We start from the raw sequence: 14,694 nt of genomic DNA on the forward strand, positions 1-14,694 counted from the left end.
CGCCCCAAGAGTCCGGTTCCTCCGGTCCGATCCCCTTCTCGTAGATCATTCGGCCTAGGCGTGATCCATCATCTGAGTGAGAACGGCTGGTATCGCGGCGCGTCGCGGGCCACCGGCGCACACCCCGTGCCGTGCGCCGGTCCGCATCTCTGCGACGTAGCTCACGTATGCCCTGACCTGCCTCTTCGTCGATGAACACGAAAGAGTGTCAGGTTGAACAGCGCCGGAATCCTTGCTTCCGAAGGTCGTCGTGCCGCGATTTCCCGCAATCCTTCATCCACAGACCTTGCCGAATGGGTGGCCAGGAAGCCCTGTAGGGGTGATCATGAGAGTCCAGAGCGCACTTCCCATGAGGAGGCACGGGTGGCCGAGACTCTGAAGAAGGGCAGCCGGGTGACCGGCGCCGCGCGCGAGAAGCTCGCGGCAGACCTGAAGAAGAAGTACGACTCCGGGGCGAGCATCCGGGCGCTGGCCGAGGAGACCGGCCGTTCCTACGGATTCGTTCACCGGATGCTCAGCGAATCCGGAGTTTCCCTACGGGGACGTGGCGGTGCGACGCGAGGCAAGAAGACCGCCTCGGCCTGATCGCCCGCAAGCTCCATCACCATCAGCAGGCAGGGACAGGGGTGCCACCCGGCTGATCGTCGGTTCGGCCGGGTGGTTACTGTGCAGTCACTTGTACTGACCGCACCCGACCGGAGGCCCCTGTGACCCTGCTCGACAAGGACGGCGTTCAGCTCACCGTCGATGACACGGTCGCCACGGTGACCCTGAACAACCCGGGGAAGCGCAACGCCCAGTCGCCCGCCTTGTGGCGGGCGCTGGCCGAGGCCGGAAAGCTGGTGCCGGGCACCGTGCGCATCGTGGTGCTGCGCGCCGAGGGCAAGTCCTTCTCGGCGGGTCTGGACCGACAGGCGTTCACGCCCGAGGGGTTCGACGGCGAGCCGTCGTTCCTCGACATGGCGCGCGGTTCCGACAGCGAGCTGGATGCCACCATCGCCGGGTACCAGGACGCGTTCACCTGGTGGCGGCGGAACGACATCGTGTCGATCGCCGCCGTCCAGGGCCATGCCATCGGGGCCGGTTTCCAGCTTGCGCTCGCCTGTGACCTGCGGGTCTGCGCGGACGACGCACAGTTCGCCATGCGCGAGACCAGCCTCGGGCTGGTGCCGGACCTCACCGGCACCCAGCCGCTGGTCGGCCTGGTGGGATACGCCCGTGCGCTGGAGATCTGCGCGACCGGGCGCTTCGTCCACGCCGAGGAGGCCGAGCGGACCGGGCTCGCCAATCTCGTGGTGCCCGCCGCCGAACTCGACGGCGCGGTCCAGGACCTGGCGGCGGCCCTGCTCGCCGCGCCCCGCGACGCCGTGGTCGAGACCAAGGCGCTGCTGCGGGGCGCCGTGGACCGCACGTACGAGGAGCAGCGTGCCGCCGAGCGCGCCGCCCAGGCCCGCCGGCTGCGCGACCTGGCGGGGGTCACGGACTGAGCGCTCCGCGGAAGCTCTGCTGATCTGCCCTGATCTGCTGTCGATCGTCTGCGGCGCCGTGGTGGCTGATCGCGCCCCGCGGCGGAGCCGCATCTTGATACAGCCCCCGCGCCCCTTCGGGGCGCGGGCGTCCCCGTCACGCCATCCGCTGCGGCTCCACCGCCGGCACCGCCTCCAGCACCAGCACCGCCAGGTCGTCGTCGATCGGCTCGGGGCTGAAGTCATGCGTGGCGCGCCGCACCCGCTCCGCGACCGCCTTGGCGCCCAGCCCCACGCAGTCCCGCAGGATGTCCGACAGACCGTCGTCGTCATCCAGCTGACGGAGGCCGTTGCGCCGCTCGGTCACCCCGTCGGTGACGCACAGCAGCGTCTCGCCGGGCTCCAGGGCCAGCGTGTCGGCGTGGAAGTCCGGGTTCTCGTCGATGCCGAGCAGCATCTGTGGGGAGGCGGCGGGCGCCACCGCGCCCCGGGTGGTCAGCCGCAGCGGCAGCGGATGGCCGGCGCTCGCCAGGGTGCAGCGGGCGCCGCCCCCGGCCGGGTCCGGCTCCAGCTCCCCGTAGAGCAGGCTCAGGAAGCGCGGCCGGGACTGCTCGCCGTCGATCTCCGCCGCCTCCGCGTCCTCCTCCACCAGTGCCTGGTTCAGCCGGTTGAGCACCGACTCCACCCCATGGCCCTCGCGGGCCAGCAGCCGGACCAGATGGCGGGCCAGCCCGGTGACCGACATCGCCTCCGGGTCGCTGCCCTGGACGTCGCCCAGCAGGAAGCACCAGCGGCGGTCGCCCATGGGGAACAGGTCGTAGAAGTCGCCGCCGACGGTCTGCCCCTCGCCGTGCGGCTCGTAGACGATCGCCGTGTCCACCCCCGGGATATGGGCGAGCGACATGGGCAGCTGGCGGCGCTGGAGCGCCCGGCTGATCGTCGCCTGACGGGTGTACTGCCGGGCCGTGGCCACCGCCTGGGCCACCCGCCGCGCCACGTCCTCCGAGAGCCGCACCACGCCCTCCGCCATGCGTGGCACGCCCGCCCGGCCGAGCAGCAGGACGCCATGGCTGCGGCCGTGTGCGATCAGCGGGAAGCACACCGCCGATCCGCCCGCCCCCTGGCTGTCCGCGACCCCGGGCCAGGGCCAGGAGGTGCCCGCCGAGCCGAGTCCGGTCGGCGGCGGATGCCGCTCCAGCGAGACGCGGAGTTCGCCGATGCGGTGCTCATTGCTGTGCCAGACGCGGGCGAGCTGCAGCCCGCCGCTCTCGGTGGTCAGCCAGACCGCGCACCAATCGGCCAGCCGGGGCACCAGGAGCTGCCCGGCGAGGGCGGCCACCATGTTCTCGTCAAGCTGACCGGTGAGGAGTTCGCTGGCCTCGGCGAGGAAGGACGGTCCGCCGCGGTCCACCCAGTCCGCGGTCGGATCGCGCTGCTCACGCGGCGCGATGGGGGCCAGGGTCTCGGCGAACCGCAGCTCGCGCCCGAGCGCGCTGGTGGGGACGGCGTCGTACTCGGTCCCCGCCCGCTCGGCGTCCAGCCGGAACCAGACCGCCTTACGGGTGCGGTGATAGGACACGCCCCAGGATTCGGCGAGCGCCCCGATCAGCTGGAGGCCGCGGCCGCGGCCCCGGCGCTGGGTCTCCGGCCCTCCGTAGACGGTGCTGGCGGGGTGGAGGTCGGCCACCTCGACGACGATCCCCGGCCGCCTCGGCGCGTTCCTCGGCACATCGTCCGGGCCGCTTGTCCCCTCGGGCCGGTAGGGGCCGCTCTCCGGCCCGTAGTCCTCCCCGGCGGCGCCGTCGCCGGGCTGGAGCCGGCAGACCACCTCGACCCGGGTGCCCGCGTGCAGCACGGCATTGGTGACCAGCTCGCTCACCAGCAGCACCGCGTCGTCGATCGACCGCTCGTCGAGGGTGATCGGGGCGAACGCCTCCGCCGCGCTCCGTCCCGTGAGCGCCGTACGGACGAAGGCGCGTGCCGCGCCGGGCGCGCGGACGCTTCCGGGCAACGTCGTCCGCGAGACGGACTCACGCGCGAGAGGAAACAAGGCTCCCACGTGCGGCTCCAGGGCAATACAGGCGATTTAGGCCATCTAGGTGCCATATTATGACAGACAGAGGGATATGAATGATCTTTAAGGGACGACGCCATGGCTCTCGACCCGATCACCACCGACACATCCCCGGCCCCGCCCGAGGAATGTCCGGAATCCGCTCGGCCGTCCGGCCCGGCGCGCGGTGAGGAGACCGCGGCCGAGTTGCGGTCGCTGTTGGCGGCGATGAACGCCCTGTGTGACGGTGACTTCACCGTTCGTGCGGACGCCTCGGCCGCGGGCCTGGTCGGCGAGATGGCCGGGGTCTTCAACCAGCTCGTGGTGCGCAACGCGCATCTGTCCGGGGAGTTGCACCGGATGCGCCGCGAGGTGGTGCGCCAGGGCAGGCTGGACGAGCGGATCACCGCGAGCCCCGGCCAGGGGGCCTGGGCCACCAATGTGGACGCGGCCAATCAGCTGGTGGACGCCCTGGTCGGCCCGGTGTCCAACGCCACGCGGGTGCTCGACGCGATCGCGTCCGGCGATCTGACCCAGCGGGTGGATCTGCACGACGGCAACCGCCAGCTCCGCGGCGATCTGCGGCGGCTGGGACGCGGGGTGAACCGCACGGTGGACCAGCTGTCGCTGTTCACCGGCGAGCTGACCCGTATCGCCCGCGAGGTCGGCACCGAGGGCCGGCTGGGCGGCCGCGCCAAGGTGCAGGGGCTCTCCGGCGACTGGCGCATGGTGACGGAGGCCGTCAACACCATGGCCTCCCGGCTCACCGCGCAGGTCCGTGACATCGCCGAGGTGACCACGGCGGTCGCCCGCGGTGACCTCACCCGCCAGGTGACGGTCGAGGCCACCGGTGAGCTGCTGGAGCTCAAGCTGACCGTGAACACCATGGTCGACCAGCTGGGCGCGTTCGCCGACGAGGTGACGCGGGTGGCCCGCGAGGTGGGCACCGAGGGCGAGCTGGGCGGCCGGGCCCAGGTCCGCGGCGTGTCCGGGGTCTGGAAGGACCTTACGGACAGCGTCAACTTCATGGCGTCCAACCTGACCTCCCAGGTCCGCAACATCGCCCAGGTCACCACGGCCGTCGCCACCGGTGATCTCTCACAGAAGATCACCGTGGATGCGAAGGGCGAGATCCTCCAGCTCAAGTCGACCATCAACACCATGGTCGACCAGCTCTCCGCGTTCGCCGACGAGGTGACGCGGGTGGCCCGCGAGGTGGGCACCGAGGGCGAGCTGGGCGGCCGGGCCCAGGTCCGCGGCGTGTCCGGGGTCTGGAAGGACCTTACGGAGAACGTCAACTTCATGGCGGACAACCTCACCTCGCAGGTCCGCAACATCGCGCAGGTCGCGACCGCCGTGGCGGAGGGCGATCTGAGCAAGACGATCACGGTGGAGGCCAAGGGCGAGATCCTGGAGCTGAAGTCGACGATCAACACCATGGTGGACCGGCTGTCGTCCTTCGCCGACGAGGTGACGCGGGTGGCCCGCGAGGTGGGCACCGAGGGCAATCTCGGCGGTCAGGCCCAGGTGCGCGGCGTCTCCGGGGTCTGGCGGGATCTCACCGAGAACGTCAACTTCATGGCCCTGAACCTGACCTCCCAGGTCCGCAACATCGCCCAGGTGACCACGGCGGTCGCCAACGGCGATCTGTCGAAGAAGATCACGGTCGATGCCCGGGGCGAGATCCTGGAGCTCAAGGACACCGTGAACACCATGGTCCAGCAGCTGCGCTCGTTCGCCGACGAGGTCACCCGGGTGGCCCGCGAGGTCGGCACCGAGGGCCAGCTGGGCGGCCGGGCCGGAGTGCCGGGCGTGTCCGGGGTCTGGAAGGACCTTACGGACAACGTGAACTTCATGGCGTCCAACCTGACGTCCCAGGTCCGCAACATCGCCCAGGTCGCGACCGCCGTGGCGGAGGGCGATCTGAGCAAGAAGATCGACGTCGACGCGCGCGGCGAGATCCTCGAGCTGAAGACCACCATCAACACCATGGTCGACACGCTCTCCTCGTTCTCCGACGAGGTGACGCGGGTGGCCCGCGAGGTCGGCAGCGAGGGCCGGCTGGGCGGCCAGGCCCGGGTCGAGGGCGTCTACGGCACCTGGAAGCGGCTGACCACCGGCGTCAATGAGCTCGCCCTCAATCTGACCACCCAGGTGCGCGCGATCGCCGAGGTCGCGTCCGCCGTCGCCCAGGGCGATATGTCCGGGTCCGTCTCGGTCGAGGCGCAGGGCGAGGTCGCCGAGCTGAAGCACAACGTCAATCTGATGGTCGCCAACCTCCGCGAGACCACCCGCGCGAAGGACTGGCTGGAGTCCAACCTGGCCCGTATCGCCGCCCTGATGCAGGGCCACCGCGATCTGGTCGAGGTGGCCGATCTGATCCTGAGCGAGCTGACCCCGCTGGTGAACGCGCAGTTCGGGGCGTTCTTCCTCACCGCGGCCGGCGCCAAGCCCGGTGAGGGGCTCGAGTTCATCGCCGGATACGGCACCGATCAGGGCGCGGTCGGGGGTGACGGCCAGACGCTGCGGCGCGGCGACCCGGACCGCGGGCTGGTCGCCCAGGTGGCGGTGGGGAAGAAGCGGATCCTCATCAACGACGTCCCGCCCGACTACATCGCCATCAACTCCGGGCTGGGCTCCGCGCTCCCCGCCAGCGTGGTCATCCTGCCGATCCTCTACGAGGACCAGGTGCTCGGAGTGATCGAGCTGGCCTCGTTCAGCCGGTTCAGCGACGTCCACCTGGCCTTCATCGACCAGTTCGTCAACACCATCGGCGTCTCGATCAACACCATCATCGCCAACGCCCGCACCGAGTCGCTGCTCTCCGAGTCCCAGCGGCTCACCACCGAGCTGCGCCAGCGCTCGAACGAGCTCCAGCGCTCCAACGCGGAGCTGGAGGAGAAGGCCGCGCTGCTGGCGACCGCCTCCCAGTACAAGTCCGAGTTCCTGGCCAATATGTCGCATGAGCTGCGCACCCCGCTGAACTCGCTGCTCATCCTGGCCCGGCTGCTCGCCGACAACCCCGAGGACCGGCTGTCCCCCCAGGAGGTGCAGTTCGCCGCCACCATCCACCGCTCCGGCTCCGATCTGCTCCAGCTGATCAACGACATCCTGGATCTGTCGAAGATCGAGGCGGGCCGGATGGACGTGCGTCCGAAGAAGCTGCCGCTGGTCAAGATCCTCGACTATGTGAACGCCACCTTCCGGCCGCTCGCCGTCGACCGGGGCCTGTCGTTCGAGATCGCGGTCGGCGAGGACGTACCGCGCGAGATGTTCTCCGACGAGCAGCGGCTCCAGCAGATCCTGCGCAATCTGCTCTCCAACGCCCTGAAGTTCACCTCCTCGGGCGGGGTGACGCTGCGCGTCGAGCGCACCCCGGTGGCGCAGTTCGAGGAGGAGACGCTGCGGGCCGCGGACGCCGTCATCGCGTTCTCCGTCACCGACACCGGAATCGGCATCCCGCCGGAGAAGCTGCCGGTGATCTTCGAGGCGTTCCAGCAGTCCGACGGCACCACCAGCCGGAAGTACGGCGGGACCGGCCTCGGCCTGTCCATCAGCCGGGAGATCGCCGGAATGCTCGGCGGCCGGATCGTGGCCAAGAGCGAACTGGGCGTCGGCTCCCGCTTCACCCTCTACGTCCCCGCGCACTACAGCGGCGTCGCCCCGGCGCCCGACCCCTCGGACCCCAGGGCCACCGGCTCCACCGTCCCGGCGGTCGCCCCCGCCCCGGACGAGACGCTGCCGGACACCGCCGACCACGCCCCGAGCGGGGTCTTCGGCGAGGCGGACAGCCTGGTCGCCAGCCGGCTCGCCATTCGGGCCCCGGGCGGCGGGGCGGAGGCCGGGACCGGGAGCGAGCGGGAGACCGAGGGCGAGGACCACGACGACGGCTGGCCGGGGACCACCCGGCTCAAGGAGTGGCAGCGCGGACGCCCCGGTCAGGTGCTGAACGGTCGCCGCATCCTGATCGTCGACGACGACATCCGGAACGTCTTCGCGCTCACGCATGTGCTGGGCCGGGTCGGCATGACGGTGAAGTACGCGGAGAACGGCCGGGAGGGGCTGGAGGTGCTGCACCGCAACCCGGACGTCTCGCTGGTCCTGATGGACGTGATGATGCCGGAGATGGACGGGTACGAGACGATCCGGGCCATCCGGAGCACGCCACGTCTCGCCGATGTGCCGATTCTGGCCCTGACCGCGAAGGTCATGCCCGGCGACCGGGAGAAGGCCATCGACAGCGGCGCGAATGGCTATGTCCCCAAGCCCGTGGACGTCGACCGGCTGATGTCGGCGATCCTCGACCTGCTCGACCCGAACGGTGAGGTGGGGGAGTCGGGCGAGTCCGGGAGCGATGACACCACGTCCGACGGGTCCGACGGGTCCGACGGGTCCGACGGGTCCGACGGTGACACCGTCGTGTCCGGAGAAGGCGTGTCCGGAGAGGGCGCCGCGCCTGCTGAGACCGGTCCGCCGAGGCCGAGGCAGGGGGAGAGATGACTACGAGCGTGTCCGAGAAGGCCGGAATCCTCATCGTCGACGACATGGAGGAGAACCTGATCGCGCTGGAGGCCGTCCTCGGCCCGCTCGATCAGCAGCTCGTCCGCGCCCGCTCCGGCGAGGAGGCGCTGAAGGCGATGCTGCGGCAGGACTTCGCCGTCGTTCTGCTCGACGTACTGATGCCGGGCATGGACGGCTTCGAGACCGCCGCCAACATCAAGCGGCTCGACCAGACCAAGGACGTCCCGATCATCCTGCTGACCGGGACCGACGCCGACTCCGACTACGCCTACCGGGGCTATGCGATCGGCGCCGCCGACTTCCTCACCAAGCCCTTCGATCCCTGGCTGCTGCGGACGAAGGTCAATGTGTTCCTGGAGATGCACCACAAGAACCGCCGGCTCGAGGCGCGGACGGAGCAGCTGTCCGACCGGGTCGAGGAGCTGGAGCGCACGGTCGAGGGGCTGCGGAAGTACGTCGAGGAGTGACCGGCCGGGGCCGGGGACCGGTCAGGACTCCACGGCTGTGACGGGGCCGGGGACCGGTCAGGGCTCCACGGCCGTGACGAGGACGGCCACCGTGGGCGGCTGGTCTCCCGGCGCCGGGGCGGTATCCGCCACCGCCGCTCGTACCGCCCTCGCCACTTCCACGGCCCGGTGATCCGCCGCCACGGCCAGCTCGATCAGGATGTGCGCCCCCTCGATCCGCACGGCCCGGGGCGAGCCCAGCACCGGCGCGAGCCGGGCGACGCCGGGCACGGAGGCGGCGGCGTGGGCGACGGCCCCGGTGGCGGGGTCGGGGCCGTGGTCCGGGCTCTTGGTCCGGTGGGGCCGCGGGGTCTCCGGGGGCGGGGCCGGGAGCTCGTCCAGCACCTCCGTCACCCGTATGTCCACCGCCTCCACCAGCAGGCCGAGCCGGTCCGTCGCCGCGTCGAGCAGTACGCCGCGCAGCCGGTCCGCCGTCACCGGAATCGGCTCCTCCAGCGTCGCCCCGCACTCCGCCGCGATGCGCAGAGGCCCCGGCGGCAGTGCGCTCGGCGGAGGCGGAACCGCGGGCGTCCCGGCGGCGCCGGGGTCGACGGGCCCGATCCGCAGCGCTCCCAGGTGTGCGCCGGGGACCTCGGCGGCGGCCCGCCCGAGCACGTCGCTCGCCGCGCGTTCGGTGATCCAGGAGCCGTCCTCCCGCTCGCCAAGGGGCAGCAGCCGACCGATCCGCAATTGCTCCCTTACGGTCTGCGCGAGCCGGTCCGTGACCACCGTGCCACCCCTTACGCCGTACGGACGTGAGCCCTACCGCTCTCAGCCTGCCGTATTGATCGCGCGAGTGCCGCATCTCCGAAGCGGTTCGGGGAAGGCGCCTTTAAGGTGGCAATTAGAGCGAGCGGAAATCGCTTCCACCGCTCTTCGCCTCGGAAGGGACGATCGGTGATGTCCGAGACCGCACCACGGAACCGACCCGAGAACCCCGCCACGGAACCCGCCGCCGGTACGCCCAAGACACTGGGCAACGGGCCCGGCATCGCCGCGGCAGCCGCCGCCACCGATCGGACCAGGCGGGGCGGAGGCGACCCGGCCGTGCGGGGGGCGCACCACCATCGCCGACGGCGTCGTCGAGAAGATCGCGGGAATGGCGGCCCGCGATGTGGTCGGCGTCCATGCGATGGGCGGAGGTCTCGCGCGTACCTTCGGAGTCGTACGGGACCGGGTGCCCGGCGGCCGGTCGGTCACCCGCGGGGTGAAGGCGGAGGTGGGGGAGGTACAGACGGCCCTCGACCTGGAGATCGTGGTGGACTACGGCGTCTCCATCGCCGATGTCGCACGGGCCGTACGGGAGAACGTGATCGCGGCGGTCGAGCGGATGACCGGCCTCGAGGTCGTCGAGGTCAATATCGCGGTCAGCGATGTGAAGTTGCCGGACGAGGAAGAGGAATCGCCGGAGCCGCGGCTCCAGTAGGCCGGCAGCGGTTCCGGTCGGCTCCAGCGAAGGAGCACACGATGAGCATGGCCGTGGTCGGGATGATCGCGGGAATGGCGCTGGCTTTCGCAGGTTACTTCGGTGGTTTCGGGGCCTTTCTGCTGGTGGCGGCGTTGGGAGCCGTCGGGTTCATCGTCGGCCGGTTCCTGGACGGTGATCTGGAACCGGGCGACTTCTTCCGTTCCCGTGGCCGTGACGGACGGCCACGGTGAACGCCATGACGACCGTAAGGACGTGCCGTGGTGGAGCCGGGTGAGCGGGGTGCGACGCGGATCGCGGACCGGGTCGTAGCGAAGATCGCCTCGCAGGCGGCACGGGAGGCGTTGCGGGGCGGTGGCGCCGCGGATGCCGGTGCGGATGGCGGTGCGGATACGGATACGGATACCGGTGCGGGTGCCGATGAGGTCGCCCTCGCCGATGCCGTCGGCGCGCGGCCGTACGCGGTCGCCGCGGTGCGCGGGGGCGTCGCGCGCGTCCGGGTCGCCGTCGAGCTCGGCTATCCCTCGGACATCGGCGCGCACTGCGGTGCGGTGCGTCGCCAGGTGATCGAACGGGTAAGCGAGATGACGGGCATGGAGGTGCCCGAGGTCGCGGTGACGGTCGAACGGCTGCATGTGCCGCAGTGGGAGCGCCCGGAGCGCAGGGCGCGTCGGGGGAGGGACAGGGTGCGATGAACGCGGACCAGAAGATGCGTCAGTCCACCTCGGCGTCGGCGTACGGCGCGAGGGCGGGGACGGGGACGGGTATCGGCTCCGGCACCGGGGACGGGGATCCGGCCGGGCGCGTCCGGCGCTTCTGGTCCGAGCGGCGGGTGCCGGCCGGCATCGTCGCCCTGGCCATCGCCGCCGTCAGCGGGCTGCTGCTGTACGACGTGGCGGCCGTGCGCTCGGGCCGGCGCGCCATGGGGTGGCGGGACTGGCTCGCCGATGAACTCGCCTCGCGCCCGCTGGACAACGCGTGGATCATGGGCGGTGCGGCGCTGCTGGCCGCGCTGGGGGTGTGGATGGTGATCCTCGCGATGGCGCCGGGGCTGCGAGGGCTGCTGCCGATGCGAGCGCCGGAGTCGGGGCCGGGGTCGGGTCCGGGGGCGGAAGCTGAGGCCCCCGTTCGAGCGGGAATCGACCGAACGTCGGCGGGGCTGGTGCTGCGGGACCGGGCGATGGAGGTGCCCGGTGTCCGGTCGGCCCGCGTGGACGTCGGCCGACGGCGGATCAGGGCCCGCGCGCTGGCCCACTTCCGCGACCTCGACGAGGTACGCGCGGATCTCGACGCCGCCCTCCACGAGGGCATCCGCCAACTCGGCCTGGCCCGGCCACCCGCCCTCTCCGTCCACGTACGGCGCTCCGCGAAGTCGAAGGGGTGAGCGCGCCATGCTGAGTGTCGTCAACCGGGTGCTGCTCGGGCTCGTGGGTCTGGTGCTGGCCGCCGCGGGCGCGGTGGTCCTGACCGGGGGGCCGCCGTTCGACGGCCGCGCCGATGTGCTGCTCAGCCGGGCGGACCGCATGCGGTGGCGGGACACCGGATGGTGGTGGCCGGCCGTCATCGGGGCGCTGGCGGTGCTGTTCGTGCTCTCCCTGTGCTGGTTCCTGGTCCAACTGCGACGGCGTCGGCTCCAGGAAGTGCTCGTGGAGACGGGCGACGGCGAGGGCGCCCTGCTACGCGGCCGCGCCCTGGAGGCCGCCCTCCTGTCGGACGCGGAGTCGCTGGACGGCGTGGAGCGCGCCCACGTCCTGCTACGGGGCCGCCGGACGACACCGGAGGCCCGGATGGGCTTGGCGCTGGACGCGCGGGCGGACCCGCTGTCGACTCTGGACGCGGTGCGAGCGGAGGCCCTGGAACGCGCCCGCACTTCGGCGGGCCTGGAAGCCCTCCCGGCGGAGGTGCGGCTGAGGGTGGCCCGGCACGGGGCGGAACGAGCACGCTGACGGCTGTGGCCGCCGGAGGCGAACACGGGCCGCGCTTGGCGTCCGGCCGTGCTGTGCAGTGTCGTGCCCGTGCCGTGTCATGCCCAGGTCCGTGGACCCACCCCCACGCCCCCTCAGATGTTGTGGAGGGCCCCGCCGTCCACCGGAAGCATCAGCCCGGTCAGATACGACGCCGCGGGCGAGAGCAGGAACGCCGCGGCCTTGCCGAATTCCTCGGGCGTCCCGTACCGGCGCAGCGGAATCGCCGCCGCGTTCCGCTCCCGCGAGGCCTCCGCGTCGCCGGAGAGGGCGTCGAGCTCGCGCACCCGGTCGGTGTCGATGCGGGCCGGGAGGAGGCCCACGACGCGGATGCCGCGGGGGCCGACCTCGAGGGAGAGGGACTTGGCGAAGCCCGCGAGGCCGGGGCGCAGGCCGTTGGAGACGGTGAGGCCGGGGATGGGCTCGCGGACGGAGCCGGAGAGGACGAAGCCGATCACGCCCCCGGAGGGGAGCTGTTCCGCGGCGGCGCGGGCGAGGCGGACGGCGCCGAGGAAGACGGAGTCGAAGGCGGTCTGCCACTGGGCGTCGGTGATGTCGGCGGTCAGCCCGGCCGGGGGGCCGCCGACGCTGATGAGGACGCCGTCGAAGCCGCCGAAGCGCTCCCGGGCGGTGGCGATGAGGCGGGCCGCCACCTCGGGGTCGGCGTTGTCGGCGGCGACCCCGGCCGCGTTCGGCCCGAGGTCGGCGGCGACGGCGGCCGCCGTATCGGCGTCACGGCCGGTGATGACGGTCTTCGCACCGTCGGCGATCAGCTCACGGGCGGCCGCGAGCCCCAGCCCGCGGGTGGCTCCGGTGACGATGTACACCCGGTCTTTGAGTCCAAGATCCATGGGGTCAGTCTGCCCTGGGCCGTTCCGCGAGGGTGAGGGCGGTCCCCACCAGTCCGATGTGGCTGAACGCCTGCGGGAAGTTGCCGAGCTGCCGGCCGGTCGCCGGGTCGTACTCCTCGGCGAGCAGCCCGACGTCGTTGCGGAGCGCGAGGAGGCGTTCGAAGAGGGCCAGGGCGTCCTTGTGGCGGCCGGCCAGCTGGAGGGCGTCGGCGAGCCAGAAGGAGCAGGCGAGGAAGGCGCCCTCGGAGCCGGGGAGGCCGTCCACGCCGCCGTCGGTGGTGTAGCGGCGGATCAGGCCGTCCTCGCTGAGCTCGCGGCGGACCGCGTCGATGGTGCCGAGGACGCGGGGGTCGGTGGCGGGGAGGAAGCCCAGGCGCGGGATGAGCAGGGTCGCGGCGTCGAGTTCGGCCGAGCCGTAGGACTGGGTGAAGGTGGACCGCTCGGGGTCGTAGCCCTTCTCGCAGACCTCGCGGTGGACGGCGTCGCGCATCGCGCGCCACCGGTTCGCGTCCCCGCCCAGCCGGGGGTCGGCCTCCATCGCGCGGACGGCGCGGTCCGCGGCCACCCAGGCCATGACCTTGGAGTGGACGAAGTGGCGGCGGGGCCCGCGGACCTCCCACAGCCCCTCGTCGGGGTCGCGCCAGGCGGACTCCAGGAAGTCCATCAGCGCGGTCTGGATCTTCCAGGCGTGCGGTTCGGCGGGCAGCCCGGAGGCGCGGGCGAGGTGGAGGGTGTCGAGCACCTCGCCGTAGATGTCGAGCTGGCGCTGGTCGACCGCGTCGTTGCCGACCCGGACCGGGGTCGAGCGCTCGTACCCCTCCAGCCAGGTCAGCTCCTGTTCATGGACCCGGCGCTCGCCCGCCAGGCCGTACATGATCTGCAGCTCGGCCGGGTCGCCGGCGATCGCCCGCAGCAGCCAGTCGCGCCAGGCGACGGCCTCCTCGTGGTAGCCGGCGCGGAGCAGGGCGTTCAGGGTGAGCGTGGAGTCGCGCAGCCAGCAGTAGCGGTAGTCCCAGTTGCGGACCCCGCCCGGCCGCTCGGGCAGCGAGGTGGTGGGGGCCGCGACGATGCCGCCGCTCGGGGCGTAGGTGAGCGCCTTGAGGGTGATCAGGGAGCGCATGACGGCGTCCCGGTACGGGCCCTCGTAGCGGCAGCGGGCGGCCCAGCCGCGCCAGTCCTCCAGGCTGGTCCGGAGGGAGTGGTACGGGTCGATGAGCCGGGGGCGGGGCTCGTGGGAGGGGTGCCAGGTGAGTACGAAGGCCACCCGGTCCCCGGCCGAGACGGTGAACTCGGAGCGGGTGCTGAAGTCCTCGCCGTAGGTGCGGACCTCGGGCTCCGAGCGCAGCCATACGGAGTCCGGCCCGGCGATCGCGATCCGGTGGCCGTCGGTGCGGCGCATCCAGGGGACGACCCGCCCGTAGTCGAAGCGGAGCCGCAGGACGCCGAGCATCTCGACGCTGCCGGAGACGCCCTCGACGATGCGCACGACGTCGGGGGCGCGGTCGCGCTGCGGCATGAAGTCGATGACCTTGACCGTGCCCGTCTCCGTCTCCCAGACCGACTCCAGGACGAGGGAGTCGTCGAGGTAGCCGCGGCGGGTGCAGGCGCCCGCGCCCTTGGGGGCGAGCCGCCAGTGGCCGTTGTCGCGGTCGCCGAGGAGCGCGGCGAAGCAGGCGGGGGAGTCGAAGCGGGGCAGGCACAGCCAGTCGATCGAGCCATGGCGGCTGATCAGTGCCGCCGTCTGGTGGTCACCGATGAGGGCGTAGTCGTCGATGTGCTGGGCCATGTCCGGGCGCCTTCCCGGGGAAGCGGTTCCTAGACCCTGCCCGGCCGAGATCCGCTGGGCGAGGGCCTACGGGGTGTCCGGCGGGCCACGCGGCGGAGCCGCATATCGTCCACGACGCTGC

General features: G+C 71.9%; 12 protein-coding genes and 1 pseudogene. 9 read left to right on the forward strand and 4 right to left on the reverse strand.

The genetic code is table 11. The annotated features are described in order from the left end of the window. Positions 1–363 precede the first annotated feature (363 nt). Positions 364–585 (forward strand): helix-turn-helix domain-containing protein, encoded by a 222-nt coding sequence (locus tag JK364_RS25590; protein WP_020872291.1) that lies wholly within the window; start codon positions 364–366, stop codon positions 583–585. A gap of 122 nt (positions 586–707) precedes the next feature. Further along, positions 708–1,487 carry an enoyl-CoA hydratase/isomerase family protein gene (locus JK364_RS25595; protein WP_201853599.1) on the forward strand — a complete coding sequence of 260 codons (780 nt, stop codon included), beginning with the start codon at positions 708–710 and terminating at the stop codon, positions 1,485–1,487. 136 nt (positions 1,488–1,623) lie between these two features. On the opposite strand, the gene JK364_RS25600 is transcribed toward JK364_RS25595, so the two are convergent. Continuing rightward, positions 1,624–3,525 carry an ATP-binding SpoIIE family protein phosphatase gene (locus JK364_RS25600; RefSeq protein ID WP_201853601.1) on the reverse strand — a complete coding sequence of 634 codons (1,902 nt, stop codon included), beginning with the start codon at positions 3,523–3,525 and terminating at the stop codon, positions 1,624–1,626. A 93-nt stretch (positions 3,526–3,618) separates the two neighbouring features. Here JK364_RS25600 and JK364_RS25605 point away from each other — a divergent pair, with 93 nt between their 5' ends. Beyond that, complete coding sequence (locus JK364_RS25605; protein ID WP_201853602.1) at positions 3,619–8,019, forward strand: HAMP domain-containing protein; 4,401 nt, start codon at positions 3,619–3,621, stop codon at positions 8,017–8,019. Then, positions 8,016–8,507: a response regulator gene (locus JK364_RS25610; RefSeq protein ID WP_201853603.1), complete on the forward strand. Its 492-nt coding sequence runs from the start codon at positions 8,016–8,018 to the stop codon at positions 8,505–8,507. The genes JK364_RS25605 and JK364_RS25610 overlap by 4 nt, the downstream gene beginning before the upstream one ends. Before the next feature lie 57 nt (positions 8,508–8,564). Here JK364_RS25610 and JK364_RS25615 read toward each other — a convergent pair whose 3' ends face one another. Beyond that, positions 8,565–9,275: a hypothetical protein gene (locus JK364_RS25615; RefSeq protein WP_201853604.1), complete on the reverse strand. Its 711-nt coding sequence runs from the start codon at positions 9,273–9,275 to the stop codon at positions 8,565–8,567. A 171-nt stretch (positions 9,276–9,446) separates the two neighbouring features. Here JK364_RS25615 and JK364_RS25620 point away from each other — a divergent pair. The 5 genes and pseudogenes from JK364_RS25620 (at position 9,447) to amaP (ending at position 11,918) form a co-directional block, all read left to right on the forward strand. After that, a pseudogene (locus JK364_RS25620) lies at positions 9,447–9,972 on the forward strand (Asp23/Gls24 family envelope stress response protein). Between the two features lie 41 nt (positions 9,973–10,013). Beyond that, entirely contained in the window at positions 10,014–10,205 is a 192-nt protein-coding gene (locus JK364_RS25625) for a hypothetical protein (protein ID WP_020872298.1), read from the forward strand. A gap of 27 nt (positions 10,206–10,232) precedes the next feature. Beyond that, positions 10,233–10,667, forward strand: a complete 435-nt coding sequence (locus JK364_RS25630) for an Asp23/Gls24 family envelope stress response protein (protein WP_372461985.1) — start codon at positions 10,233–10,235, stop codon at positions 10,665–10,667. Beyond that, positions 10,664–11,356 (forward strand): DUF6286 domain-containing protein, encoded by a 693-nt coding sequence (locus JK364_RS25635; RefSeq protein WP_201853605.1) that lies wholly within the window; start codon positions 10,664–10,666, stop codon positions 11,354–11,356. The genes JK364_RS25630 and JK364_RS25635 overlap by 4 nt, the downstream gene beginning before the upstream one ends. A gap of 7 nt (positions 11,357–11,363) precedes the next feature. After that, a complete protein-coding gene (gene amaP, locus JK364_RS25640; protein WP_201853606.1) occupies positions 11,364–11,918 on the forward strand; it encodes an alkaline shock response membrane anchor protein AmaP in 555 nt (184 codons plus the stop codon). A 113-nt stretch (positions 11,919–12,031) separates the two neighbouring features. On the opposite strand, the gene JK364_RS25645 is transcribed toward amaP, so the two are convergent. Both JK364_RS25645 and JK364_RS25650 read right to left on the reverse strand, forming a co-directional pair. Beyond that, positions 12,032–12,787 carry an SDR family oxidoreductase gene (locus JK364_RS25645; protein ID WP_201853608.1) on the reverse strand — a complete coding sequence of 252 codons (756 nt, stop codon included), beginning with the start codon at positions 12,785–12,787 and terminating at the stop codon, positions 12,032–12,034. 4 nt (positions 12,788–12,791) lie between these two features. After that, complete coding sequence (locus JK364_RS25650) at positions 12,792–14,573, reverse strand: glycoside hydrolase family 15 protein (RefSeq protein ID WP_201853609.1); 1,782 nt, start codon at positions 14,571–14,573, stop codon at positions 12,792–12,794. Positions 14,574–14,694 lie beyond the last annotated feature (121 nt).

This window comes from Streptomyces endocoffeicus, from assembly GCF_016741935.1.
Lineage (GTDB): Bacteria > Actinomycetota > Actinomycetes > Streptomycetales > Streptomycetaceae > Streptomyces > Streptomyces endocoffeicus.